This is a genomic window from Paenibacillus sp. 10L310 (genome assembly GCF_056395745.1).
Genome location: NZ_JBFTKC010000015.1, coordinates 14129 through 36832, shown reverse-complemented (window position 1 = coordinate 36832; position 22704 = coordinate 14129). Strand labels below are relative to the sequence as shown.

24 protein-coding genes and 1 riboswitch are annotated in these 22704 nt (G+C 46.7%); of the genes, 14 read left to right on the top strand and 10 right to left on the bottom strand.

All coding sequences use genetic code 11. The annotated features are described in order from the left end of the window. The first annotated feature begins 54 nt into the window (after positions 1 to 54). Positions 55 to 456, top strand: coding sequence for a RidA family protein (locus AC1DE7_RS24525; RefSeq protein ID WP_074093334.1), 402 nt, complete (start codon positions 55 to 57; stop codon positions 454 to 456). Between the two features lie 340 nt (positions 457 to 796). On the opposite strand, the gene AC1DE7_RS24520 is transcribed toward AC1DE7_RS24525, so the two are convergent. Continuing rightward, on the bottom strand, positions 797 to 1072 hold the full coding sequence (locus tag AC1DE7_RS24520; RefSeq protein ID WP_477535345.1) for a hypothetical protein: 276 nt from the start codon (positions 1070 to 1072) through the stop codon (positions 797 to 799). 235 nt (positions 1073 to 1307) lie between these two features. After that, positions 1308 to 2366: a copper amine oxidase N-terminal domain-containing protein gene (locus AC1DE7_RS24515; protein WP_405158425.1), complete on the bottom strand. Its 1059-nt coding sequence runs from the start codon at positions 2364 to 2366 to the stop codon at positions 1308 to 1310. A gap of 261 nt (positions 2367 to 2627) precedes the next feature. Here AC1DE7_RS24515 and AC1DE7_RS24510 point away from each other — a divergent pair, with 261 nt between their 5' ends. The 3 genes from AC1DE7_RS24510 (at position 2628) to AC1DE7_RS24500 (ending at position 5392) form a co-directional block, all read left to right on the top strand. Continuing rightward, entirely contained in the window at positions 2628 to 3104 is a 477-nt protein-coding gene (locus AC1DE7_RS24510) for a GNAT family N-acetyltransferase (protein WP_405158426.1), read from the top strand. Positions 3105 to 3151: 47 nt separating this feature from the next. Beyond that, positions 3152 to 4222, top strand: coding sequence for a Gfo/Idh/MocA family protein (locus AC1DE7_RS24505; RefSeq protein WP_405159350.1), 1071 nt, complete (start codon positions 3152 to 3154; stop codon positions 4220 to 4222). A 450-nt stretch (positions 4223 to 4672) separates the two neighbouring features. Continuing rightward, a complete protein-coding gene (locus AC1DE7_RS24500) occupies positions 4673 to 5392 on the top strand; it encodes a hypothetical protein (RefSeq protein WP_405158427.1) in 720 nt (239 codons plus the stop codon). Positions 5393 to 5533: 141 nt separating this feature from the next. Here AC1DE7_RS24500 and AC1DE7_RS24495 read toward each other — a convergent pair whose 3' ends face one another. From AC1DE7_RS24495 to AC1DE7_RS24485, 3 genes are all read right to left on the bottom strand, one after another. Continuing rightward, positions 5534 to 5902 carry a hypothetical protein gene (locus tag AC1DE7_RS24495; protein WP_339189982.1) on the bottom strand — a complete coding sequence of 123 codons (369 nt, stop codon included), beginning with the start codon at positions 5900 to 5902 and terminating at the stop codon, positions 5534 to 5536. A gap of 95 nt (positions 5903 to 5997) precedes the next feature. Further along, entirely contained in the window at positions 5998 to 6303 is a 306-nt protein-coding gene (locus AC1DE7_RS24490; RefSeq protein ID WP_036668596.1) for a hypothetical protein, read from the bottom strand. A gap of 32 nt (positions 6304 to 6335) precedes the next feature. Beyond that, the gene (locus AC1DE7_RS24485; protein ID WP_405158428.1) at positions 6336 to 8918 is read right to left on the bottom strand and encodes a UvrD-helicase domain-containing protein; all 2583 of its coding nucleotides are present in this window, start codon (positions 8916 to 8918) and stop codon (positions 6336 to 6338) included. A gap of 349 nt (positions 8919 to 9267) precedes the next feature. Between AC1DE7_RS24485 and AC1DE7_RS24480 the strand changes: the two genes are divergently transcribed. Next, positions 9268 to 10080 carry a zinc ribbon domain-containing protein gene (locus AC1DE7_RS24480; RefSeq protein ID WP_405158429.1) on the top strand — a complete coding sequence of 271 codons (813 nt, stop codon included), beginning with the start codon at positions 9268 to 9270 and terminating at the stop codon, positions 10078 to 10080. Between the two features lie 73 nt (positions 10081 to 10153). Continuing rightward, on the top strand, positions 10154 to 10960 hold the full coding sequence (locus tag AC1DE7_RS24475) for a TrmB family transcriptional regulator (RefSeq protein ID WP_340937105.1): 807 nt from the start codon (positions 10154 to 10156) through the stop codon (positions 10958 to 10960). Between the two features lie 269 nt (positions 10961 to 11229). Here AC1DE7_RS24475 and AC1DE7_RS24470 read toward each other — a convergent pair whose 3' ends face one another. Further along, positions 11230 to 11922 carry an NUDIX hydrolase gene (locus AC1DE7_RS24470; RefSeq protein WP_282319527.1) on the bottom strand — a complete coding sequence of 231 codons (693 nt, stop codon included), beginning with the start codon at positions 11920 to 11922 and terminating at the stop codon, positions 11230 to 11232. Between the two features lie 79 nt (positions 11923 to 12001). On the opposite strand from AC1DE7_RS24470, the gene AC1DE7_RS24465 reads away from it, so the two are divergent. Then, complete coding sequence (locus tag AC1DE7_RS24465) at positions 12002 to 12304, top strand: hypothetical protein (RefSeq protein WP_017690846.1); 303 nt, start codon at positions 12002 to 12004, stop codon at positions 12302 to 12304. Between the two features lie 239 nt (positions 12305 to 12543). Here AC1DE7_RS24465 and mscL read toward each other — a convergent pair whose 3' ends face one another. Next, positions 12544 to 13038 (bottom strand): large conductance mechanosensitive channel protein MscL, encoded by a 495-nt coding sequence (mscL, locus tag AC1DE7_RS24460; protein ID WP_036613199.1) that lies wholly within the window; start codon positions 13036 to 13038, stop codon positions 12544 to 12546. Positions 13039 to 13309: 271 nt separating this feature from the next. After that, positions 13310 to 13409, top strand: a riboswitch (purine riboswitch). A 96-nt stretch (positions 13410 to 13505) separates the two neighbouring features. After that, positions 13506 to 13652: a hypothetical protein gene (locus AC1DE7_RS24455; RefSeq protein ID WP_157116037.1), complete on the bottom strand. Its 147-nt coding sequence runs from the start codon at positions 13650 to 13652 to the stop codon at positions 13506 to 13508. 57 nt (positions 13653 to 13709) lie between these two features. Here AC1DE7_RS24455 and AC1DE7_RS24450 point away from each other — a divergent pair, with 57 nt between their 5' ends. From AC1DE7_RS24450 to AC1DE7_RS24440, 3 genes are all read left to right on the top strand, one after another. Beyond that, entirely contained in the window at positions 13710 to 14297 is a 588-nt protein-coding gene (locus AC1DE7_RS24450; RefSeq protein WP_036613196.1) for a xanthine phosphoribosyltransferase, read from the top strand. 1 nt (position 14298) lies between these two features. Beyond that, on the top strand, positions 14299 to 15660 hold the full coding sequence (locus AC1DE7_RS24445) for a nucleobase:cation symporter-2 family protein (protein ID WP_405158430.1): 1362 nt from the start codon (positions 14299 to 14301) through the stop codon (positions 15658 to 15660). A 738-nt stretch (positions 15661 to 16398) separates the two neighbouring features. Continuing rightward, the gene (locus AC1DE7_RS24440; protein WP_282319523.1) at positions 16399 to 17211 is read left to right on the top strand and encodes a DUF418 domain-containing protein; all 813 of its coding nucleotides are present in this window, start codon (positions 16399 to 16401) and stop codon (positions 17209 to 17211) included. A gap of 96 nt (positions 17212 to 17307) precedes the next feature. Here AC1DE7_RS24440 and AC1DE7_RS24435 read toward each other — a convergent pair whose 3' ends face one another. Next, positions 17308 to 17646, bottom strand: a complete 339-nt coding sequence (locus tag AC1DE7_RS24435; RefSeq protein ID WP_047840268.1) for a DUF4870 domain-containing protein — start codon at positions 17644 to 17646, stop codon at positions 17308 to 17310. A 242-nt stretch (positions 17647 to 17888) separates the two neighbouring features. Here AC1DE7_RS24435 and AC1DE7_RS24430 point away from each other — a divergent pair, with 242 nt between their 5' ends. Next, a complete protein-coding gene (locus tag AC1DE7_RS24430; RefSeq protein ID WP_405158431.1) occupies positions 17889 to 19190 on the top strand; it encodes a M48 family metallopeptidase in 1302 nt (433 codons plus the stop codon). A gap of 108 nt (positions 19191 to 19298) precedes the next feature. Here the strand turns inward: AC1DE7_RS24430 and AC1DE7_RS24425 are convergent, their stop codons facing one another. Beyond that, positions 19299 to 19574 (bottom strand): transposase, encoded by a 276-nt coding sequence (locus tag AC1DE7_RS24425; RefSeq protein ID WP_405158432.1) that lies wholly within the window; start codon positions 19572 to 19574, stop codon positions 19299 to 19301. A 399-nt stretch (positions 19575 to 19973) separates the two neighbouring features. Here AC1DE7_RS24425 and AC1DE7_RS24420 point away from each other — a divergent pair, with 399 nt between their 5' ends. The 3 genes from AC1DE7_RS24420 (at position 19974) to coxB (ending at position 22675) form a co-directional block, all read left to right on the top strand. Beyond that, complete coding sequence (locus tag AC1DE7_RS24420; protein ID WP_017690840.1) at positions 19974 to 20162, top strand: hypothetical protein; 189 nt, start codon at positions 19974 to 19976, stop codon at positions 20160 to 20162. A gap of 133 nt (positions 20163 to 20295) precedes the next feature. Then, positions 20296 to 21057, top strand: a complete 762-nt coding sequence (map, locus tag AC1DE7_RS24415) for a type I methionyl aminopeptidase (protein ID WP_076319471.1) — start codon at positions 20296 to 20298, stop codon at positions 21055 to 21057. A 565-nt stretch (positions 21058 to 21622) separates the two neighbouring features. Further along, a complete protein-coding gene (gene coxB / locus AC1DE7_RS24410) occupies positions 21623 to 22675 on the top strand; it encodes a cytochrome c oxidase subunit II (protein WP_047840266.1) in 1053 nt (350 codons plus the stop codon). The last annotated feature ends 29 nt before the right edge of the window (positions 22676 to 22704 follow it).

Here is a 22704-nt window from a genome sequence, read left to right as displayed (position 1 = left end):
ATATAATTAAGGTATGCATTATAGATAAATACAACCAAAGCGAGGGACGAGAGAATGAGCAGACAGCAGGTTTTTACCGGCTCCCCATGGGAACCGTTGGTGGGATATTGCCGTGCCATCCGTGTAGGGAACCGAATCGAAGTGGCGGGTACAACCGCGATGCAAGATGGTGTAGTTGTTGGGGCAGGTGATCCGTATGCACAGACAAGGTTCGTTTTGCAGACGATTGAAAATGCACTGAAAGAACTGGGGGCTGACATGTCGCATGTGGTGAGAACCCGGATGTTTGTGACCGATATCTCCAGATGGGAGGAAGTTGGCAAGGCGCACGGTGAATTTTTTGGACAGATCCAGCCTGTAGCCACCATGGTTGAAGTTAGCGCACTCATTGATCCCTTGTTGATGGTTGAGATTGAAGTAGAAGCGATTGTTGAAGATGAAGTCACAGCCGATTGATTCTGACGGTTATCCGGATGATTTCTAAGGAACCCAGGACGTCTTATTTGGCGATAAGGTCCTCTTTCTAAAATGTAAGGAACATCAGACACGTTATTTCCCAAATTACTCTGATAAAAATGCTATAAACAGCTATTAATTCAAATTAGCGTGCCTGAGATTCCTTAGATTTCTGCGGGTACTTCAAATCCTTGAATAAGATGCCTCAGATTCGTTAGCGTTAACTCCGCTTGCTCTTACATTCGGTAAGCAATGTATTTCGTATGCAGTGCACATCGCACGTGTCTGCTCCGGACAAGTTTCAGGTACGCTTCAGTTTGAAGCAGTTTGTAGACACACTCTAAAAAACCAGAACCGGAACCAGAACCAGAACCAGAACCAGAACCAGAACCAGAACCAGAACCGGAACCGGAACCGGAACCGGAACCAGAACCGGAACCGGAACCGGAACCAGAACCAGAACCAGAACCAGAACCGGAACCAGAACCAGAACCAGAACCAGAACCAGAACCAGAACCGGAACCGGAACCGGAACCGGAACCAGAACCAGAACCAGAACAAAACCAAAACCAAAACCAAAACCAAAACCAAAACCAAAACCAAAACAAAAAAACAACCTTATCCATGCCTGTCAAAAGACAAGCGGATAAGGTTATTTTGAATTGACTTCGCCGCCTGGCCGCACGGCTGAGTTCTTGATGCGCCAAACTCATTACACCGCGCGTCAGGAGCTACATGCGGATGGCTGGTCATTATGATGCTCCACACTCATGACCCCGCGCTAAGCGATGTACACGGTCGTCTGCAACAACATATAACATGTGTTTCAGCCAGACGTTTTTCCAATCGTATTATTTCGCTTCCAGTTCTGCTGCAGGTGTTTCAACAACCACTTTCCAAGCTGTTCCGATTGGAGGCAGGCTACGCGTCAACACAGGGCTGTAGAACCCAATGACTTTAGCGCCTTTGGTCAGTTCTTCAGCTTTCACCGTCTCACCTTCGTGGTTCACGAGCAACGTGTCTTTAGCAATGTTCAGCACGACATGGTCAGGAGCGGTTTCTGTTAACCGTGTACCTGTAATCTCAATCTGTGAGATGCTGCCTTCAGCTGATGTTACATTTTCAATTGTACCCGCTGTACCCAGAAGCTCTTTAGGTTGTGCCTCAGATGCTGTAGCCGCATCCAACACAGTGACTGTATAGGTCGGCGTTTGTGGTGGCAGACTGCGGGTGGTGATCAGGGAATGCTCAGCTTCCACGTTCATGCCAATGGCCAGATCAGTCAGTGCAATCTCTTTTCCCTCAACTGAGATGAATTTTGTCTCATCGCTCAGATTGAGCACAATACCATCCGTACCTGCACCGCCAATCTGGATGGACTGATATTTATCTTGGTTCGAGATTCTGGTAATGACACCACGTTCAGTAACCGTCTTCACGTCCTCTTCACTCGAGATAGTCACCTGATTTCCTGTTGTGTTCACTTGTCCATGCAGTGCTTTCTCAGCAAAAGAAACCGGTACATACAATTTGCCGCCTGTGATTTCGGGCGCTGTACCCAGCGTGAGCAGCATTTTATTCACGGAATATTGATCCTTGCCTGTGATTACCTGTGTCCAGAGAGCACCACGAGTCAGCTCTGCAGTTTTAGTTTCTTTATTCCATTCCAGTTCAATACCCAGTGCGTCGGTAAGATCACGCAGCGGGATCATGGCTACTTTGCCATCTTTGTTCCAATAACCATCAGAGATGGTTGCACCATTCACGGATACGTTTACTACACTCGCTGCGTTACTATCTGCTGAAACGGATGTTTGATGGACTGGTTTTGTGTTGTCCAGTGTTGCTGCATAAGCGGCTCCACCACCCAATGCCATGGATAGGGCCATCAGTGCACTTACTTTTTTCATGTTGTTGTTCATCAATATTCATCCCTTCTAATCTGTGTACTGACGCGGTAAAATCTTCCTTAGGGCCGCGCTTCAAGTTAATAGACGGGACAAATCGTCTAAGTGTTGCAGTTGAAATGCAATGAATGTAAGCGGTAGGTTAGTTTAAATTAGAAATATCGCTTGTATTTCAGGTTATCCGCAGTAGGATCAGGTTAATTTCAGGTAAGTGGCCAAACCTTTGTTCTATTTCACATTCAAGTACGAGGAGGAACGGATTAGATGAGTGATATGTTGGTAGCGCTCTATCGTTTGCCGGAGCAAGAGAGTGGACTGAGAATGCTGGAGGAATCCTCCATTGTGATTCGAAGAGCCATTGCCCCAGAGAAACAGCTTGTACTGGATTGGGTGAGGTCACATTTTAGTCAGGCTTGGGTAGATGAATCTGATGTCGCTTTTGCGCGTCAGCCGGTGTCCTGTTATATTGCGGTTGAGCATGGGAAAATGATTGGATTTGCCTGTTACGAAGCGACATGTCGCAACTTCTTCGGACCGACCGGTGTGAGCCAGGATGCACGAGGCAAAGGTGTAGGCACAGCCTTGTTACTGGCCTGTATGCATGCGATGAAGGCGGACGGTTACGGGTATGCGATTATTGGATCAGCGGGACCTGTGGATTTCTATGCCCAGACGCTGGGTGCAGTGAAGATTGAAAATTCAACGCCGGGTATTTACGAAGGTATGCTGCGGGCAGACTAGACAATAATGATGTTGTGGAAGCTGTGGAAAAGGAAGGGAGGACGATGATGAGCACGAAACAAATGTTGCACATCGGAATGATCGGTACAGGATCAATCTCGGATCTTCATATGAGGTGTTATGCCAAAAACGAGGATGCCGTCATCTATGCGATCTGCGATCTGAACGAAGAACGGGCTAAAGCTGCGGCACAGAAGTATGATGCTCAATCCGTGTACACCGATTATCGGGAGATGCTGGAGGACCCGCATGTGGATGCTGTCAGTATCTGTACCTGGAATAATACACATGCGGAATTTGCCATTGCTGCATTGGAGGCAGGCAAGCATGTGTTGCTGGAGAAACCGGTCGCAACCAATGTGGAAGATGCACTGCGGATTGAAGAAGCGGTGAAGAAGAGTGGACGTACGTTTATCGTTGGTTTTGTGCGGCGTTATGATAACAATATGCAGATGATGCGCAGATTCATTGATGCCGGGGAGTTTGGTGAACTGTATTATGCCAAAGCTTCCATTCTACGGCGACACGGCAATCCGGGCGGTTGGTTTGCTGACAAAAGCCGTTCCGGCGGCGGCCCTCTGATTGACCTGGGCGTACATATTATCGACCAATGTTGGTACCTCATGGGCAGGCCGAAACCTGTTACGGTCAGTGGTAATACGTATCGGAAGTTGGGCAATCGTGCCCATATTGAACATCTTTCTTTTTACAAAGCAGCCGACTACAGCGCAGCTGTGAATGACGTAGAAGATATGGCGAATGCGCTCATTCGGTTTGAAAACGGGGCTTCGCTGGCGGTGGATGTGAGCTTTACCCTGCATGCACGCGGAGATGAATCTTCGGTGAAATTATACGGAGAGCGTGGGGGGTTCGAACTGGAGCCGGAGACACTGATCGTCTCGGAGAAAAATAATACCATCTTGAATATTGAACCCCAGACGGACAATACGGGTCTCCATATTCATAGTGCATTCCAGAACCAGATTGACCACTTTGTGGATTGCTGCCTGAACGGTACAGAGCCGATCAGCCCAATTGCGGATGGTGTGGCTTCCACGCGCATGTTGTGCGGAATCTACGAATCCGCTGAGAAAGGGCAGGAGATCAGACTTGATTAATTAGACATGTTAAAAAGCAATTGAAAAATAGTTAAATTCGATATATTCTAATTCAATTAAGAAAATGTTATTAACAAAAGAGCTCTGGTGGGTGCGCGTTCCCTCAGAACTCTTTTTTAGTGGCTATTATTTGTTTTTAATTATGAGATCGACAATGAATAGAACTGATCCTAAAAAAGCGAAAATTGGAACGAAGAGATTATCAAAAAATCCAGGATAGAGCACTGTTAAATCGACGGATATCCCAATTTTTCCAATGGTTTTGACGTAAGTAGAGAAATAGGCAACAGTACGCTCCAAAGTATAGAGGAATCCTGCCATGGTTAGAAGAATTATACCTGTTGTTCGTAAATTCATCATTATCTCCTTTTTATTCAATATTTGACATTTTATTATTTTTCTTTATTATGGATTATGTACCAAATTATACAGGAAAAGAGGTAATTTGTGTTGAATATTACAAAAAAAATTTTAGTCCCCGCTGTTGTGGCTTCTATGCTCGTGGGAGGAACGTTTTCTTCAGTTGCTATGGCTCAACAAAATCATGATGTAATCGTTCCGTCTACTAATAATTCAGAAAAAGTAATTGATGGACAAAGCTTTATAATTTCACCTGAAGCAGCTGGTAAAATAACCGATGAAGAACTGAAAGCGATCTCACAACAAGCAGGCGGTAATGGAGATATTATTATTTCTAATGTCATTGAAGGTAGCAATCAAACCACATCATCTCAACAAAATATTATAACGCCCAATGCTTGGTATGACCTGTATATTATCTGGGATATCACTAAGCAAGTCACCCAGAGAGATACCCCATTAGCAGCTCAGCAGGTAACAAGTGTTGGGCAGTCCCAAGAAAGAACGATTAACACTACATTTAAACTAAGTGCAAATGTCTCGGCTAGTGTCACGATTCCAGCTAGTTTAAAAACTTCGATAGAAGCAGGGCTGGCCAGTGAAATAAACCAAAGCATAAATACAACATATTCAGGGCCTAAAGTCGGAAGTGGTATTTCCTCCTATGTTTTCTGGATAACCCCTTTTGTAAACCGTGGAACATGGAGTGCAACTGGTAAGGGGAATTTGTCGGGAGACCCTCACGGACCATACTCTGGATCCTGGCAGGAACCATATAAATTTGTAGAATGGACTCAAGCCATCAAGTAAAAATACTCAAAGAAATAACCTCTTTCCTAACAAGGAGCATGTTCAGGAAAGAGGTTATTTATCATTAAATATGTTGTTGTATCTGTCTTTATAAAGAGGGAGCTTACGTCCAAAGCAGATGCGCATATTTTTGGCATCAGGTCATTTATTCAGTGGTGAATTCTCGTATCCAGGGTCATCATAATCCGTATCCTGCAGCCTTGGAAGCACGTTCATGGTTTCAATTGCCTGCCGGGTATCCGGCGTGCCGTGGTCATACAGAAAGGTGTACAGCAAGGTCATGCCATCCGAAAACTGCTCCGTTGCCTCATCATGGTCTGCCGATTTGTAGGGTACTGGCGCCCGTTGCAATGTATAGGCATCGTCATCCTCCAGCACCTTCATCAGATCTTTCAATCGGCCCAACTGTTCGTCATCCACCAACACCTCAAAGGGTGTAGATTCGTTCTTTGTTCGTTCAATCAGGTTATGAGTTACCGATACATACAGATGTTGTTTGCCGTCCTGCATAATCCAACCCCCATTCTGAAATGGAAAAAAGACGCTTCTACTGTTAATAAACAGCAAAAAGCGCCCTGAAACGAGCTACTATGCTCGTGTGTTATTTACTCATCCACATGTTCAGTCACATATGACCAGCCATTACCTTTACCTTCTAATCGACTTTGTTCAAAAAAGTCAATTCCATCTACTGTAATACTGACTGACACGAGTGATGGTTCATCTTTAACGGGATTAACGACGATGAACCCTTTATCCAATAGATAAGTAATGGTTCTAAGTCTCTCAATATGTGATTGTGGAAAAAGTTTTTCTTTGGGAGCGATATAAGCCGGATTTTCGGTAAACCACATATCGTACAATTCCTGTAGGGTGTCGAATCTTTCTTGAATCCGCTCTTTAATAATCATCTCTAACTCCATAAGGGACCTCTTCCTTTGAGTTATTTCCCAAATCTCCCCGTTACGGGCACCTGGCGGGTGCCGGCCTCCATCGATCCTGAACACAGGGGACAGGCGGGAGGGCCCGAGGATGCCTTCTTGGTTGCTTTTGAAGGCACAGCCGGCTTCTGTCTTAGCCACGCTTTACAGGTGGATGAACTACACTTCCAGACCGCAACGGTCTCCGTACGCTCAGCATTACCTGAACCTGAAGTGTGCGAATGTGAACTGGAGGAACTTGCAACTGTTGGACTCAGACCTGTGGTGCTGAATGCCTTATGGTTGCGAATCTCCCCAATACCACGCCGTTCACTGAGGCGATCCTCATCACGTTCGTTGTGGACCTCGTAGTCACGACGGTCACTGTGGCTGATGGCACGACGCTGTGCCGCATCCCGACCTTCTGAACGGGCACCTGAGCCGGACGAGCGGGCATACTGTCCGTTGCCTTTACCATATGAAGCCTGACTGCTCGTCCGGCTCTCCTCACGAGGTTTGCGTTTGTCCGGTACTTCCATGCCGAAGGCTTCAAGCAGGAAACGGGACACATCCGCTGGTTTTCCGTGATGGCTCGCCGGTGAGGTGACATACAAGTACTGCTTGGCCCGTGTGATGGCAACGTAGGCGAGCCTGCGTTCTTCCTCCAGCGCCATGTCCAGTTCGGCATCTGTCTGCTGCATAGCAAGCGCAGCTTTCTGATCCTCGGGAATATCCTGGCGAAGTGCTGTACTGTGAGGCACAATGCCTTCACTGGCTCCAATCCAGTACACACAAGGGAACTCCAATCCTTTGGCCCGGTGGATCGTCATCAGCTGTACCGCGTCACTATCCTGCGCACGACGCAAAGATTCCATCTCACGGTGTCTGCGGGACAGCTCATCCGCGAATTGGATGAACTCTTCTACCGTTTCGAATTTTTTGACAGCAGCTTCGAATTCATCCAGAGTTTCCAGCATCGTTTCCTTATAGTGGGTGAAGATGCTGGGATCACCACTTTCCATATACTTGTCGTAGAACTGCCTGCGCATCTCCTGAATGGCGATGATGGGTTTTAGTTTGTGCAGTGATTTGATCAGCTTGATGCGTTCCTTGACCTGTTCCTGCTGGAACGGTTTCAGCTTGTCCCATTTCACCAGATGGATGAGCGGATATTTCTTCGCCTGTTGTTGTTCACAACGCTGAATCCACTCCAGCCCTGCATCCCGTGATACATAGAGCGGACCCAGTGCACTTGGAAGAGCATCCATGGCTCGTGGGTCAAGGGACAGACGCAGATGATCCATCAGGGGTCTGATGAGAGACTGGTCATAGAACACCGGAGAAGCACCATGCTGTACAAAAGGCACATCTTTCAACACAAGCTGCTCAAATACAGCCCGGCTGCTGCTGGCTGTCCGGTGAAGAATCGCAATATCGCGATAGGTGTGTAGTCCTTCTTCAACCTGCTGGCACAGCTGGTTTACAACCCACGCCGCTTCTTCCTCTGCATTGGAAGGTGTAGCGAAGCGAGGCGCATCTCCGCGGTTTCCAGCGGCACGTAGCCGTTTGTCACGTCTGCGTTTATTGCGGGCGACCAGTTCACTTCCGAGTCCCAGAATGCGTGCATCACTACGATAATTGATATCCAGCGTCACAATGCGTGCGCCGGGGTATACTTTATCGAATTCCAAAATTGATTCCTGGCGTGCGCCATTAAAGGTATAGATCGTCTGGTCATCGTCTCCCACAACCATCAGATTGCGGTGAGCGGAAGCCAGTTTTTGCACAATTTCATACTGCAGATGGTTGGTATCCTGGAACTCATCCACCATAATGTACTGGAAACGCTTCTGAAGCGGCCCCAGAACAGCAGGATCACGAAGCAGCGCGGCTGCCCGTAGTAAAATATCATCAAAATCCATTTTGCCGCGATCCTGCTTCCAGGCTTCGTAACCAAGCAGAACACGCTTGGCATCGCGTTCTTCCTGTGATTTTTCAGGCAGATCGGTTGTTTCCGATCCTTGCATCTTCCATGCGGACAGCATAGCCAGCAGACTTTCAGGCTGGAAGGCTTCACTCATGCCATTTTGGCGAAGAAGCATCTTCAGCACCGTATGCTGGGCTCGCGACTCGCCAAAGATCTCTTCCTGCACACCGTAATGACGCAATAATGTCAGCGCAAAAGAGTGGAAGGTGCGAGCCTGTACGGCTCTCGCGGCTGCCGGGCGTATGCCTGGCAATGCGGCGATCCGGTCTTTCATCTCGGTGGCGGCTTTGTTCGTGAACGTCACCAGCAGGATACTGCCTGCATGTACGCCACTGACCTCTATGAGGTAACCGGCTCTTGCAGCCAGTACAGTTGTTTTGCCACAACCGGCTCCGGCGAGAGTCAGAATCGGTCCTCTGCCGTGACGGACTGCCGAGATTTGTGGTGCGTTTAACTTGATGCCTGCCTCTTCCAAAGAACGAAAATAAAAGGCATCCTGTTGATCATTGCCCACGAGTTGCCGACTGGTCTCCAGCGGAGCAGACGGGGACTGGGGTAGGGACGCCGCCGGGGTAACCCCGAGCGGACGGGGGTAGAACGTTGAGTTCGGACTTAACATGTTTCATCCACCTCTGTATGCATTCAGGGATAGGACTATCCCGGCTAAAAGTAAACCATTTGCCCTTTTCACAATCGCATTGTAAATTGGTATGATAGAGTTAGTCGCCTAATCAGGCGGTTAAGTATGGTCAAAGCTTCATTATACCCGAACATATGGTCTTGACGAAAGCCCCCGATTTCATCCAGTATCGGTATAAAACGGGCACCTGCACGAGATTACGCAACTTTTTGGCATGATATCGTATAAGTTATATGCCTGAGCATTTTGCATGAAGGATGTAATATGCTAATTTACTACTAAATAGAAATGATAATATTGGTTTTGACGGGACAGAGGAGGAATGGTCATGAAACTGCTTCAGCGCATCAAAGACGGAGCGAACAAAGCAACAGAGCGTGCCCAACACGCCGTTGAGATTGGGAAACTGAACAACCAGATTGTGGGCTTGCAACAGGAACAGGAAGTCCATTTTACAGATATGGGTCGCATCTTCTATGAGGGTTATCGGGCACAGGATATGACGCGTGCAGAAAAAGAGATGGTGGATCTGTCGCAGCTCTGCGACGAATTGCAGGACGAGATTGATGGTCTGCGCAACAAGATTGCACAACTTAAGAACGAACGGTTGTGCGAGTGTGGACACGTCGCTTCCCTGGATGCCAACTTCTGCCCTAAATGCGGACGTAAGTTGGGTGAACTCAAGACAGCAGCGCCTAAAGTAGCAGCAGGAGTTGCAGGAGCCACCACAGCCGCAAGACAGGAGGCAGCTGTAGCTCAGACCCCAGCTCCAGAGCCGGACTTCTACGATGCGCCACCTGAGTTGGAACTGGAGGAAGATGAGCCGTATCATACGGTCATTCCGTCCATAGCGGATCTGGAAACGGAATCGGAATATAACAGTACGGAATTTACCCAGGAAGAAAAGGAAGCGTTTGATGCCGAGTGGGAACGTCGCAGAGATGAAGAGATGCAACGGGAACGTGAGCGCCAGCAGGAACTGGACGAACGCATCCGCTACTGGAAAGAAAACAATCCGATCGTGAACACGGTGGACGTACAGACCGAAGTATCACGTGAAATGGTGAATTGTCAGATTTGTGCAGCCGAGCTACCCAAAGGGTCGAAGTGGTGCCCGCGCTGTGGTGCCGAACAGATCTGATCTGATGCAGTAGAAGCACTGCCGCATCATTTTGAGGCAGTGCGGGTTGCTGACAGCATGGGGGGACGGGAATATGGACCAACTGCTGCATCATTTGCGTCATCTCGGGTTTACCGAGATGGAATCTAAAATTATGGTGGAACTCGCCCGTCAGGGATCAGCCTCAGGATATGAGGTTGCGAAGCGGCTGGGCGTGTCCCGTTCCAATGTATATGCGACCCTGCAACGGCTGGAACAGCGTGGGTTCTTGCGGTGTAGTCCAGGGGAACCGGCGAAGTATAGTGTGCTGAAGCCGGAGGAGATGACACGTATGATCTCCGATCAAATGCGTACCTCGCTGGATTATGTCCAGAGCAGCATGCCGAAGAGTGAACCGGAGAAGCCTGTCTTCTATAACGTCGAAGGTGACAAAAATGTGTTTGAGAATCTGAGCCGTGAATTGGCCGAGGCTCAGCATGAGATTGTTGTAGACGTTTGGCGTGAAGAGGCAGAGCTACTGCGTAATGACTTACAGCAGGCTGAAGCTCGGGGTGTGCGGCTGTTATGGTCGTGTGATGGTGGCGAAGGCATGCTTGATCAGCCTGTTCCTTGGCCGGGTTTGCCTATGTATGGTACAGGTAATGGTCGGAAATTTTCCCTGGTGGTGGATCGCCGCTGGTGCATGTTAGGCATGCGCGGTGAATCATGCGCCACACAGGCACTAGTTACGGAGCATCCGGTAATGACCGGACTGCTGCTGAATCATTTTGCTCAAGAGCTGGTCTTGTACGAATTGGAACAGGATATGGGGGAGGAACTGGAGTCACGCTATGGGCACCGGTACGAAGAACTCTCTGCGCGTTATTGGTCTTCTCCTTCAGGAGAGGGTGACCAGAGCTAGACAGATCGGCGACTAATTCACCTCTGATGGAGTGAACATGCCAGCACATAGGTACCTATCCTGACGAAACGAATACGTGTGTACATAAAGCAGGCGCTGCCCAAAGGCAGACGCCTGTTTGTGCTGGTTTGAGAGATGACAGTGATGTTCGTCACAGCATCTGTTCCCAGTCAAGTCGATAGTAAAGGTATGAAGTTATGCTATTTTTGAGAAAATGAAGCTATGAACATTCGATTGAACTAGATCGGGTTGAACAGGATTGTACACGATCACTCTTTGGGCACGTGATACAGAGCTTCCAGCACGTCCGTATAATAAGCTGTACCATGGGGTACAAATTCCGTTGCCCGAATCTCGCGAACGATACGTTCCGGCTCATCAGCTGCATGATCACTTAATGGGTCCTTATGACCGATGGAATGTGGCGGTGATGTCAACGGCTGAGTCTGAACTCCGGTAGCTTGAATGACGTCGATCTCATTACGAAACAAAGCGAGTAGATCATCCAGCGGCACTTCATACAGACTATCCACCTCGCTGGGCTGCAGAACGTAGGCTTCGAGCGGCTGGTTCAGACATAATCCATAGACGGCGCTGAATTCCCGATCTATGAATGGGACACCACGCACCTCTCCTTGGAGCTGCTGTGTAGCCGTGAGTAGATAGGTTAGTGCCTCGAATGGAGTATAAACACCCAGTTCTTCCTCCAGCTCACGACTGGCGTCTTGCAGTTGTTCACCTGCGGTAAGATGGCCTGCTGCTGTAATGTCGTAACATCCGGGAAAGGTATCCTTAATATCACGCCGCCGCTGAAAAAGAACCTGTCGCTGCTCGCCTTCGTCACGCACAATCCAGCAGTGGAATGAACGGTGCCAATATCCCTTGGCATGGACCTCGCTGCGTAGTGAAGTGCCGATCCAATTTTGCTGATCGTCATAAATGTCGAAACGTTCTGGGGTCATGAAACGTATCTCCTTATATAGCAGATTTTAAAGTTCAAAATTTCACAAAGTATGTATTAAACGAAAGGGGAACGATCGTATGGAATGCATTGTACACTTTCAGGTGATTTATCCGCAACCTCAGGAACGTAAAAGTCTTAGAGGACTTATATTTGTAGGGCAAGGTCAGGAACCGGCTAACAGTCAGTTAAGCAGCATGTTTAAGGATATGGGATTTAATGTACGTTTGGAAGATGAGGCCCAGTTGTTATTCAAGCCAGTGGATGCTTCGGCAAACTTTGAATATATTCGTGTGACAGAGCTTGATACTGGAGAAGAAGTTTACAAAGAAGATAAAGATCTGAAGTCGATCCTGGAGCATTTGCTGCCACGCCGCTTCTAATTCATGAGCATGGCCGCGAATGAAATTCATGGGGGAGTATATGTAATACATGTATGATAGGCACAAAAAAGGCCCCACCTTTACGGTGGAACCTTCAAACCTTTAAGCTACGCAACCCATAGTTAATGAAGCCCATATGGCTAGCTTTTCATACATAAACCCTAGCAAGTAAGAGGTTGTCCCCCGCATCAGGATTTATCCGTAATTCAACTCGGTGCGTCTTTAAACGTTCATTGTAATTATGCTAGAGCGCCGGTGCCTTCAGCTTCGAGCTCTGAAGTACAGTGCGAGCAGCGGGTAGCTGCGGCTGGAATTTCCGATAGGCAATACTTGCAAGCCTTGGTCGTTTTTTGCGGCTCGGGCTTTTTGTGTTCTTTGCTTTTCAGATAGTTGATGCCCTTCACAAGCATGAAGATACAGAACGCAACGATAAGAAAATCAATCATGACGTTGATGAACTGTCCATAAGCAATCACGGTAGCCCCAGCTTCGTTGGCTTGAGCGAGGGTGGTGATGTCCTGTCCGTTTGCTGTTTTGATATCCCGGTCCAGGTTGATGATTTTCTGACTGAAGTCGATTCCACCCATCAGTTTTCCAACCGGGGGCATGATGATATCATTCACAAGGGATGTGACAATTTTACCAAAAGCAGCCCCAATAATGACACCGACCGCCAGATCGATGACGTTGCCGCGGACGGCAAATTCCTTGAATTCGTTAAGTACGCCTTTCATGTTTGCATATCTCCTTTGATCATTCAATTCAAAATATAGGCCGCGTTTCCATCCATTCTCCGTTCAGATCCGCGCTTCCGTTCTCATATTGTACATAAAAAATAGATTCCTATCACCCCCTGTTTGCAAATTAAGACAAGTTTCCGCAACTTCCATGAAAATACTTCTTTATTTCACGGCGTCGATTCGGTATACTTCTAACATTGTCAGTTATGTTTAACCTTTTACATTCAGGTTCGCGATCATACATTGTAACGAATCATGGAGCCAAAAAATTAAATATGCCGTTACTCGTATATGTGCAGGAATAGGCCTGCATGTCTCTACCTGATCACCGGAATGATCGGACTACGGGAAAGATGTTGCAATGTTTTGTATGGTTGGCATGAGATCATTCTCAGACAGTTTGACTGAAGAGCAGGTTCAAGTGGCTTTTATCTGTTTCTGACTACACTGTTTGAGGTTTCTCACAGCAGGATTGAACTCCTGTCATTCTGTCCATCCAGTACACTTGCAGCATCCATACGGCTTGTCCATATACGTACAAGTCCGTCTTTCCCGTCTCCGGTTATTCCGCAGCGTGTGAAAAGGCGGGCTTTTTGCTTTTTTACCATGCGATTGGAAGAGCATGTGAGCTTCTGTGCGGAGGGCATTCAGGGGGAAGAATTACAATGCAATTGTTAAAAGACAAGGTAAGACAGGAAGGCATTGTCCTGTCCGAGCAAGTACTCAAAGTGGATTCATTCCTGAACCACCAGATGGACCCGGTTCTGATGAAGGAAGTAGGTAAAGAGTTCATTCGCCGCTTTGAAGGTGAGAATATCACACGTGTGCTGACGATTGAGTCGTCAGGGATCGCTCCGGGCATCATGACTGCGTTGGAGCTGAACGTGCCGCTGATCTTTGCACGGAAGCAGAAGTCGCTCACACTGACAGAAGATATTCTGGTAGAGAAGGTCTACTCCTTCACGAAGCAGGAGACCAATGAAATTACCGTTGCCAAGAAGTTCATGAAGCCTGGTGATCGCGTACTGATCATTGATGATTTTCTGGCGAATGGTGAAGCAGCATTTGGTCTGGCTCGCATTGTGGAGCAGGTTGGAGCAGAAGTGGTGGGTATCGGTATTGTTATTGAAAAAGCATTCCAGCCGGGAGGTCGCTTGCTGAAAGAAGCAGGATACCGTGTGGAATCGCTGGTTCGCATCGGGGCACTGTCGGATGGACAGGTTACATTTGCGGACGAGGAGGGCACGAACTAATATGGCACGCGAACGTATTTTTCAGCGGCATCGGCATCCAATCAAAACGTTCTCCCTCGGACTACAGCATGTGCTTGCGATGTATGCAGGAGCCGTCGTTGTCCCATTGATCGTCAGTAATGCATTGGGTTTTACACAGGAACAACTAACCTATCTCATTGCCATTGACCTGCTCGCATGTGGTGTGGCTACACTGCTCCAGGTATGGGGAAATAAATATTTCGGCGTAGGGCTGCCTGTCATGCTCGGTTGTGCATTCCAGGCTGTGTCCCCGATGATCCTAATCGGGATGAACAGTGGGGTATCTGCCATTTACGGAGCGATTATTGCCTCAGGGCTGTTCGTATTGATCTTCTCCGGAATCTTTGGGAAGCTTATTCGGCTCTTTCCACCAGTGGTTACGGGGTCGGTGGTTACGATAATCGGTTTAACCTTGATTCCCGTTGCTTTCCACGATCTGGGCGGCGGTCAGGGATCAGAAGATTTCGGCAGCGGAGTTAATCTCATGCTCGGTTTCGGCGTGCTGCTCTTTATCATTTTAATGACTCGATTCACTACAGGTTTTATCCGTTCCATCTCGGTACTGATTGGTCTGCTTGTAGGTACGATTGCGGCAGGGTTTATGGGCGAGGTTAATTTTGCCCCTATTCGCGATGCAAGTTGGTTCCACGTTGTTCAGCCGTTTTACTTCGGCAGACCGACATTTGAGATTGTACCTATTCTGACGATGATTCTGGTGGCGATTGTCAGCGTGGCCGAGTCCACAGGTGTATTTATGGCTCTGGGCAAAATCCTGGACAAGGACCTGTCGTCCAAGGATCTGGCGCGCGGTTATCGCGCAGAGGGCCTAGCCATTGTGTTAGGCGGGATTTTCAACTCGTTCCCGTATACAACGTATTCGCAAAATGTAGGGCTGGTACAGATGACACGTGTGAAGACACGTGATGTCATTGTGGTGGCTGGTGTAATCCTGGTGATCATTGGATTTGTACCAAAAATTGCAGCCCTCGCACAGCTCGTTCCAGGGGCAGTACTTGGCGGAGCCATGGTGGCCTTGTTTGGCATGGTGGTATCATCAGGCATTCGAATTATCGGCAGTCAGGTTGATCTGAACCGACATGAGAATCTGTTTGTCATCGCTTGTTCTGTAGGTATGGGGCTTGGGGTTACCGTTGTACCTGAGTTGTTCGCAGGAGCACCGGCCTGGGCTCAGATTATGCTCGGTAATGGTATCATCGCAGGCAGCTTCACGGCGATCTTCATGAACCTGCTGTTTAATGGTCTGGGTACCAAGGAAACGGCTGCCAAGATGGCTGAACAACAGGCAGATGCCATCCTTGGAGAGACGGGCAAGTCAGCTTAAATTAGCTGAAGTAGGCTAGGGTTATCATCCAGCAGGATTGTTATGTTAACTGTTATGAATAGACGATACACAAGATGAATAATGAATCAGGTTAATCATGGTGATATACAGCATGAATGGTTTATGACATACATCGTTTATGCTATGAATATTCAATCCCATGAACAAATGAAAGAGACACTTTTAGATGCGAAACACCGAAGATACAGACTCAGCAGAGTCGTGTTTTCGGTGTTTTTTTTATTTTGTTTATCATCAGCATAGAGTCCAATGTGCTGCTGTACAGGAACAATACAGGAACAAGACCTTATGCCGGATGTAAGAAGTTATTCACCTAATTCGATGGCAAGCCATGTTGTATGAAGGATAGACTGTTATCATGCATGGGGATATACACCAAAGAGATAAGCGATCCAATCGCTTTTTGATTACATAATAATAATTTCACTGGGAGGAACGATGAATTATCAACCTGTATCAAAACAAGATCGAATGAAGTTTCTGGATTTGTTTCGAGGGTTTTCCTTGATAGGCCTACCATTCGTAAATATATTGGCATTGTGGGTTATGTTGAAGCCGGATACTCGTGTAGATTTTTGGATCCAACGAGCATTATATTTTTTGGTGGAGGCACGTTTTTACGATATCTTCTGTTTTTTATTTGGCCTTGGATTTTATCTTTTTCTAAGCCGGTCAGCTCCCAAAGGTCAAACCAAGCTGTTTCTCTATATCCGCAGGATGCTTATTTTATTAGCGCTGGGATATATTCATCAACAGTATCAGTCTGGAGAAGCTTTATTTCTTTATGCCATCATAGGGTTGGTTGTCATTCCGTTATATTGGGCACCTCGAACTGTGAATTTGGTGCTCGGTGTGGTGGGATTCAGTGCGGCCGCCGCGATAGGTGTCAAAATGCTAACGATTCCTTTTTTAATTATACTGGGATTGTCAGCAGGCCAATATCAACTGATGGAGAAGATCCAGAAAGGACTCCCGTATCTGGGCAGAATCTGGTTCATTTCATTCATCGCTTCTACGGTGGGGATCGGTATCATGTGGTGGGTTGCTCCTCCGGATGCGATGAGTCCGTTTCTATACGAAGTGATTGGTGCGAGCCTGCCTGTTGCTGAGCAAGCCAATATGGATGCTGCTTTTCGATTAGAACATATCGGTGTGGCAATTGGTCCGGTGGTATCCATCTTTTATCTAAGTACATTACTGAGATTGAACCAGAACATGACCTTTGCCAAAATGTTAAGTCCCCTGCATGCATTCGGACGAATGGCCCTGACCAATTATATTGCACAGACCATCATTTTGTTGGTGGTATACCAACTCATATTTGCAGATGCTGCTGTATCGTATACGGTGTCTACCCTTGTGTGCATTGGCATGGTTATTGTACAAGTCATCGCGAGTAATCTGTGGATGCGCTGGTTCCAGTATGGGCCGCTGGAATGGGTATGGAGATGTGGTACTTATCTAAGTTTCATTCCGATCCGGAAAAAGCATTCTAAGCCACGTGTTCATGACAAAAGGGTGAGAGGTTGACTCTTTTTCCTCGTTATAATCAAAGACGATCCACATCCGATTGAACGGAAATGGATCGTCTTTTCTTTTTGGAACACGTCTACCTTCTGCCTGAAGTTACAGATGACGCAGCTGTTTTTCTGCAAAATCGCCAACCCACGGCAGTTTTAGCCATTTCCCCTGTAAGCTGGTAACGACCATAATAAGCCAGACCACTACACCAAGCAGGGATAACAGCGATGCCACCAGTGGTCCGAACAACGGAAGGAAAGCCGATAATACATGCCCGACCATAATGATGCCAAAGACCGTTACAGATTGCAGCGCATGAAATAACACGAACCGGCTCCGCTTCTCCACAGCGAGAAAGACAATCCCACCTACAAAGGTAAACAGATAACAAAGCATACCGGCAATATTTTCATCCAGACCGCTAGACGATTTCATGGGGGACATCCGGTCTAGCCTCCTTTGTCCTTTTTAACTAAGCTATGAAGGAGATGGACAGAACTGAACCGGTTTGGTTAAGGAATGTTCCAGATGAACAAAAGAAAATAATATATAGGTAAACATGTGAGACTATAGATTCATTTAGAAATTCAAGTGCGTAAACACACATACAATTTGAGACTTTCTGCATATTCAAAATATTCCATTAAACCCCGATTTATATATAGTGATATATAATATCTTTTTAAGTGAAAGATTACTTTTTATATAATATTTTCCTAGTACATAAGTTTAACCAAGGAGTGGAAGAAATTTTGTATCACACAGAGCAAGAGCATTGTCCTGAATGCGGACATCAAATGGAGGTAAACCCAGGGTACATGACCTGGTGTGAGAAGTGTAATTGGAACATTTATGGGGAAGGGGATCAAGGTAGAGAATTCATATCTGAGAAATTGAACAACGAAACAAGGGAACAATCTTCTGATCCATTGCTTAAGGAATTCAAGTACAGTATCAATAGAGAGATTCCCTTTACTAAAAAGAGTATATTTACCTATTTGATTGCCCTTCTAGTCCATAGCTCAACATTAGCTATTTTAGGATTGGCAATTTATTTCTTTTCAACCACTTCTTCTTGGCTCTTTGTATTAGGTATTGCCCTGGTACTTCTATGGATTACGATTATCTTGCCGTATCGGAAACGTCTTCCAGGTAGAATCATCAGAAGAGATGAGTTTCCCGAATTGTATGGGATGATTGATGAGATTGGGGAGCGTATGAATGTTCCGCCTGTGGATATGATTCTCATCAATGAGGAATATAACGGGTACGTACTACATCTCAAAAGAAAAAAGAGAGCTATCGTCTTGGGAATCCCTTTGTTTGCAGCCTTGACACTAGAGGAGAAGGTAGCCGCAATTAGTCATCAAATGAGTCAGTTGGCACACCCCAACATATCTAATAGCTCTTTCGTTGAACGTGCCAAACACGTGCTTCATTCCTGGCTCGACACGATTAATCCGGAGGGAAGCGGTTTATTAACTTGGGTAGTATTCCCAATCATCATATTTCGTCTATTGTTGCTTGCCATTGTTGGTGGGATATATGTCTTATTGCTTTGGAGCATGAGGCCTGAGATGCAGCGAGTTTTCTACATCGCAGATCATGAAGCTTCGGAGACAGCTGGAAGTAAAGCCGTAGAGTCTTTGTTCTTAAAGTCTGAGATGGCAGGCCTTTTTGCACTTACAGCTGAGCAAGTGGCAGAATATCAGTACAACAAGGAATTGTATGAGGAATTCAGAAGTCGTATTTCTGCCGTTCCAAGCCAAGAGATTCTTCGACTTCAACGTTTGCAGGTAACACGTGATACCCAGGATCATGCGTATCATCCTCCAACAATGTATCGCATTGAATTGATAAGAGAGCATTGGGCAATGATTCCGGGTTATCGGCCTGATGCAGCCAGAGAACGGAAAATCAACGAGGAATTTCGTCTATTGGAACAGAGCTCCCAGAAAATTCTACTGAGTGATTTAAGGGGAAACTAACAAAAAAATTGAAATTTATCTTAAAATGGAACAAGTGCAGTACAAGCCGATATATGGCTTGTACTGCACTTGTTTTTTTCTAGCACTACATACGTTTAACAAACAAGACTACCCGCCCTGAAACTGTCTGCGTGGGCTGTTGATCTTGCCGTTTTTATCGGTGTCGTTTTCTTTGGGAACCAACCGCTCATCGGTTCTTCCTTCGTGATGATTATCATATGCATATTCCGTCAGTTTCCATTCCGACTTGCCAAGAACGGGATCAGCCGGGAAATGTTGCCCCCGGTGCAGATGTTCCTCACGTCCGGCTTCGTTGATGTAAACTCCGTCTACTTCCACCTTTTCATGCGAAAGGGGCAGCATATCTTGTTCTTTGCGGTCCATGAGACGACGCCTCCTTTGGATACCAGTAATTTAACTGTATGGGTTGTCCGTGATAATATCCCCCGAATAGTTCAGTGTTATGCTGGATATATTAATTCCGTATAGAATGGTGGCAATCTTAACATATGATTCGGAATTAAACTTTTTGGGCATGAAAACCGTTATATTTATTAGAGGAAATCGTCAAGTCGTAAGATACTTCCGAATATGCTACAATAAGATTATGATTCATTCCGAATCATATCGGGTATTTATAGTGTCAGGTACTTGCTTTCTAGCGAGGTTCCCGACCTAAAGCTTGCTTTAAGCCGCGCACACAACTTCATGGATGGCATTTAAGACTTATTCGGCATTCTCTAAACGGAGCATTCACTTTCAACGTTTTGGGAGGGAATTACAATGGCAACGAAAGGTCACAATGAGGTCAAAGAAAGTTTGAGGGAAATGACTCGGATTTTCCGTCCTAAGGATCCAAAAAAATTCGTGAAGGAGTACGTGAGAAAATACCGGATTACGGGTGGATATGAGGAAGAATTGACTTCTGTGGTTGAGCATGAGCTTGTCAAGATGGATTCTTCCGTGTCCTGAAACAACACACAACTCTGATTATACTGTTCCGATAATGAATAGAACCGTCTCTCGGGCGTTAAGCTCCGGAAGGCGGTTTTTTTTGCGTTCCTGCTGCATATATATGGGAGTACACCTACAGCGGGAAGGATGAATGCATGTGGACCCTATTTTGAAAACCAAAGAAGAGATTGGCTACATGCGGGAAGCAGGAAGAATTTTGTGGAGCTGTCACCAGCATATTGAGCAGTGGATGATCCCCGGTATCACGACAGCAGCGATTAATGAGCGGGTGGAAGAGTTTCTGGCAGCACGAGGAGCCACACCGGAGCAAAAAGGGTACAAAGGATATCCGTACGCGACGTGTGCCTCTGTCAATGAAGTGGTCTGCCACGGATTTCCTGGGGAAGAGGAGCTGGCGAGTGGGGATGTAGTGACCATCGATATGGTGGTAAACAAAGACGGCTGGCTTGCTGACTCGGCCTGGACATATGGAATTGGTGAAACAAGCAGATCTATTCGCAAGCTGATGAGACGCACGGAGAAGGCACTTGAGCGGGCGATTGCCCAGGCAGTTCCAGGGAATACACTCGGAGATATTGGAAGTGCCATTGAACGAACAGCCAGACTGTATCGGTACGGGATTGTGAAGCCTCTCATCGGTCATGGGATTGGTCAATATATTCATGAACCCCCAAATGTTCTGCCTTATGGCAAACGTAGAACGGGCACGATGCTCACCGAGGGCATGGTTATTACGATTGAACCAATCTTTACAAAAGGCAGTTCTGGGGCCGTTGTCTGGGATGAAGATGGATGGACGGTAAGGACGGTAGATGGCAGCTGGGGGGTCCAGTATGAGCATACGGTTGCGATTACTGGGAATGGCCCCTTGATTCTGACCGATGGCACGTGAGATGAAGTCAGTGAATAAGAGGACTTGAGTTGAACTTTCTCCCAAATGCTCCATGCTGTTTTGAGCTTAAAGATAGCGGTATGGAGCGGTAGGCATGTCTTCTGAATGGATATGGAAGAGGTTTTCCATATATTCTGATCTTTCTTTTGCATAATAGCACATGTTTTCAATGTGAGAAAAATCACCAATAAATCGAGTTTTATCACCGAAATTTGGCAAAAATTTTCAAATGTAGAGTGTAATACTTTTAACTGAAATCGTTTGCAAATCAAGTTGTAGAGCGGTTTTTTACATAAAGTGAACAATTTGTGAACATGTGTCCAAAGATTGACAAAATCATACCCTCAACTTATATTTAATAAGTGATTGAAGCATATAGAATGAATTGGAAGAATGAGCAGACATGCCCTGAGCAGGAAATCACGGGAGTACTGGAAGCGTTATTTTTCTAAGCGTTCTGTATGATGAAGAGGATTATGCGTATCGTGCTGAAACGTACCTTTTGTTGCCTTTCTACCGAACGACAACGGTAATCTACGAAAACGTAAAAAAGTGGGGTAGATCAATGATGAAACAGTGGCAGGTTGCAAAGCGAATTCTCCCCTTGCTGGCGGTGTTCTCTTTGCTGCTATCCGCATGCGGGCGGGAAGACTTGTCGGTAATGAAACCTCAGGGTCCTGTAGCGCAAGGCCAATATGATCTGATGAAGTTATCCATCGCGATTATGATCGTGGTGCTCATCATTGTATTTGCCATAGCGGCCTATGTTCTGATCCGGTTTCGTAGACGAGCCGGGCAGACTGAGATGCCCGAACAGGTTGAAGGTAATTTCAAGCTGGAAGTAATCTGGACAGCCATTCCGTTATTGCTGGTTATTGTTCTGGCAGTACCGACGGTCCAAACGATTTTTGCCCAAGGCGAAGATCTGTCCAATGACAAAAATGCACTTAAGGTCCAAGTCACCTCGCATCAGTACTGGTGGGAATTCACTTATCCTCAATATGACGTAACCACCGCTCAAGATCTCATCATCCCGACCGGAACAAAAATTGCATTCGAATTAAAAACCGCTGACGTGCTTCACTCCTTCTGGGTGCCGTCACTTGCGGGCAAAATGGACACAAACCCGGATGGAACACTTAACAAGTTCAGTTTCTCTGCACCGAATGAAGGCGTTTACCGTGGTAAATGTGCCGAATTATGTGGCAGATCGCATGCTTTCATGGAGTTTAAGGTAAAAGCAGTGAGTCAGGAATCCTTTGACAGATGGGTGAACCAGATGAAAGCACCCGCAGTCCTTCCTGAAGACACTCAATTGGCTGAAAAGTTCAAAACAAACTGCCTTTCTTGCCACGCTGTTGGTGATCAAGGTGGACCGGTTGCACCTAACCTGACGGGAATCGGCGGCAAGGAATCTGTCGCAGGCATTTTGCTGAATTCTCGCGAGGGACAGGAAGAAGGTAGTCCGGTACTGGATAACATGAAAGAATGGCTCCATGATCCACAATCCGTGAAGCCGGGCAATACCATGCCGAATCCCAAAGATCTTGGGTTGACGGATGAAGAAATCGACGGAATTGCCGAATATCTGGCCAACTACAAATTGGACTATGAATAGAACAGCAAGGACGAAGAAGGGGGTACACA

Excerpts from the sequence above, each read along its gene's own strand:
- AC1DE7_RS24485 (WP_405158428.1), bottom strand. The coding sequence starts at position 8,918 with ATGTTAAGTCCGAACTCAACGTTCTACCCCCGTCCGCTCGGGGTTACC.
- mscL (WP_036613199.1), bottom strand. The coding sequence starts at position 13,038 with ATGAAAGGCGTACTTAACGAATTCAAGGAATTTGCCGTCCGCGGCAAC.
- map (WP_076319471.1), top strand. The coding sequence starts at position 20,296 with ATGCATGTGGACCCTATTTTGAAAACCAAAGAAGAGATTGGCTACATG.
- AC1DE7_RS24455 (WP_157116037.1), bottom strand. The coding sequence starts at position 13,652 with ATGGTAAAAAAGCAAAAAGCCCGCCTTTTCACACGCTGCGGAATAACC.
- AC1DE7_RS24480 (WP_405158429.1), top strand. The coding sequence starts at position 9,268 with ATGAAACTGCTTCAGCGCATCAAAGACGGAGCGAACAAAGCAACAGAG.
- AC1DE7_RS24425 (WP_405158432.1), bottom strand. The coding sequence starts at position 19,574 with ATGGACCGCAAAGAACAAGATATGCTGCCCCTTTCGCATGAAAAGGTG.
- AC1DE7_RS24510 (WP_405158426.1), top strand. The coding sequence starts at position 2,628 with ATGAGTGATATGTTGGTAGCGCTCTATCGTTTGCCGGAGCAAGAGAGT.
- AC1DE7_RS24495 (WP_339189982.1), bottom strand. The coding sequence starts at position 5,902 with ATGCAGGACGGCAAACAACATCTGTATGTATCGGTAACTCATAACCTG.
- AC1DE7_RS24435 (WP_047840268.1), bottom strand. The coding sequence starts at position 17,646 with ATGTCCCCCATGAAATCGTCTAGCGGTCTGGATGAAAATATTGCCGGT.
- AC1DE7_RS24445 (WP_405158430.1), top strand. The coding sequence starts at position 14,299 with ATGGCACGCGAACGTATTTTTCAGCGGCATCGGCATCCAATCAAAACG.
- AC1DE7_RS24440 (WP_282319523.1), top strand. The coding sequence starts at position 16,399 with ATGCTTATTTTATTAGCGCTGGGATATATTCATCAACAGTATCAGTCT.
- AC1DE7_RS24475 (WP_340937105.1), top strand. The coding sequence starts at position 10,154 with ATGGACCAACTGCTGCATCATTTGCGTCATCTCGGGTTTACCGAGATG.
- AC1DE7_RS24490 (WP_036668596.1), bottom strand. The coding sequence starts at position 6,303 with ATGATTATTAAAGAGCGGATTCAAGAAAGATTCGACACCCTACAGGAA.
- AC1DE7_RS24465 (WP_017690846.1), top strand. The coding sequence starts at position 12,002 with ATGGAATGCATTGTACACTTTCAGGTGATTTATCCGCAACCTCAGGAA.
- AC1DE7_RS24525 (WP_074093334.1), top strand. The coding sequence starts at position 55 with ATGAGCAGACAGCAGGTTTTTACCGGCTCCCCATGGGAACCGTTGGTG.
- AC1DE7_RS24420 (WP_017690840.1), top strand. The coding sequence starts at position 19,974 with ATGGCAACGAAAGGTCACAATGAGGTCAAAGAAAGTTTGAGGGAAATG.
- AC1DE7_RS24450 (WP_036613196.1), top strand. The coding sequence starts at position 13,710 with ATGCAATTGTTAAAAGACAAGGTAAGACAGGAAGGCATTGTCCTGTCC.
- AC1DE7_RS24505 (WP_405159350.1), top strand. The coding sequence starts at position 3,152 with ATGAGCACGAAACAAATGTTGCACATCGGAATGATCGGTACAGGATCA.
- AC1DE7_RS24470 (WP_282319527.1), bottom strand. The coding sequence starts at position 11,922 with ATGACCCCAGAACGTTTCGACATTTATGACGATCAGCAAAATTGGATC.
- coxB (WP_047840266.1), top strand. The coding sequence starts at position 21,623 with ATGATGAAACAGTGGCAGGTTGCAAAGCGAATTCTCCCCTTGCTGGCG.
- AC1DE7_RS24515 (WP_405158425.1), bottom strand. The coding sequence starts at position 2,366 with ATGAAAAAAGTAAGTGCACTGATGGCCCTATCCATGGCATTGGGTGGT.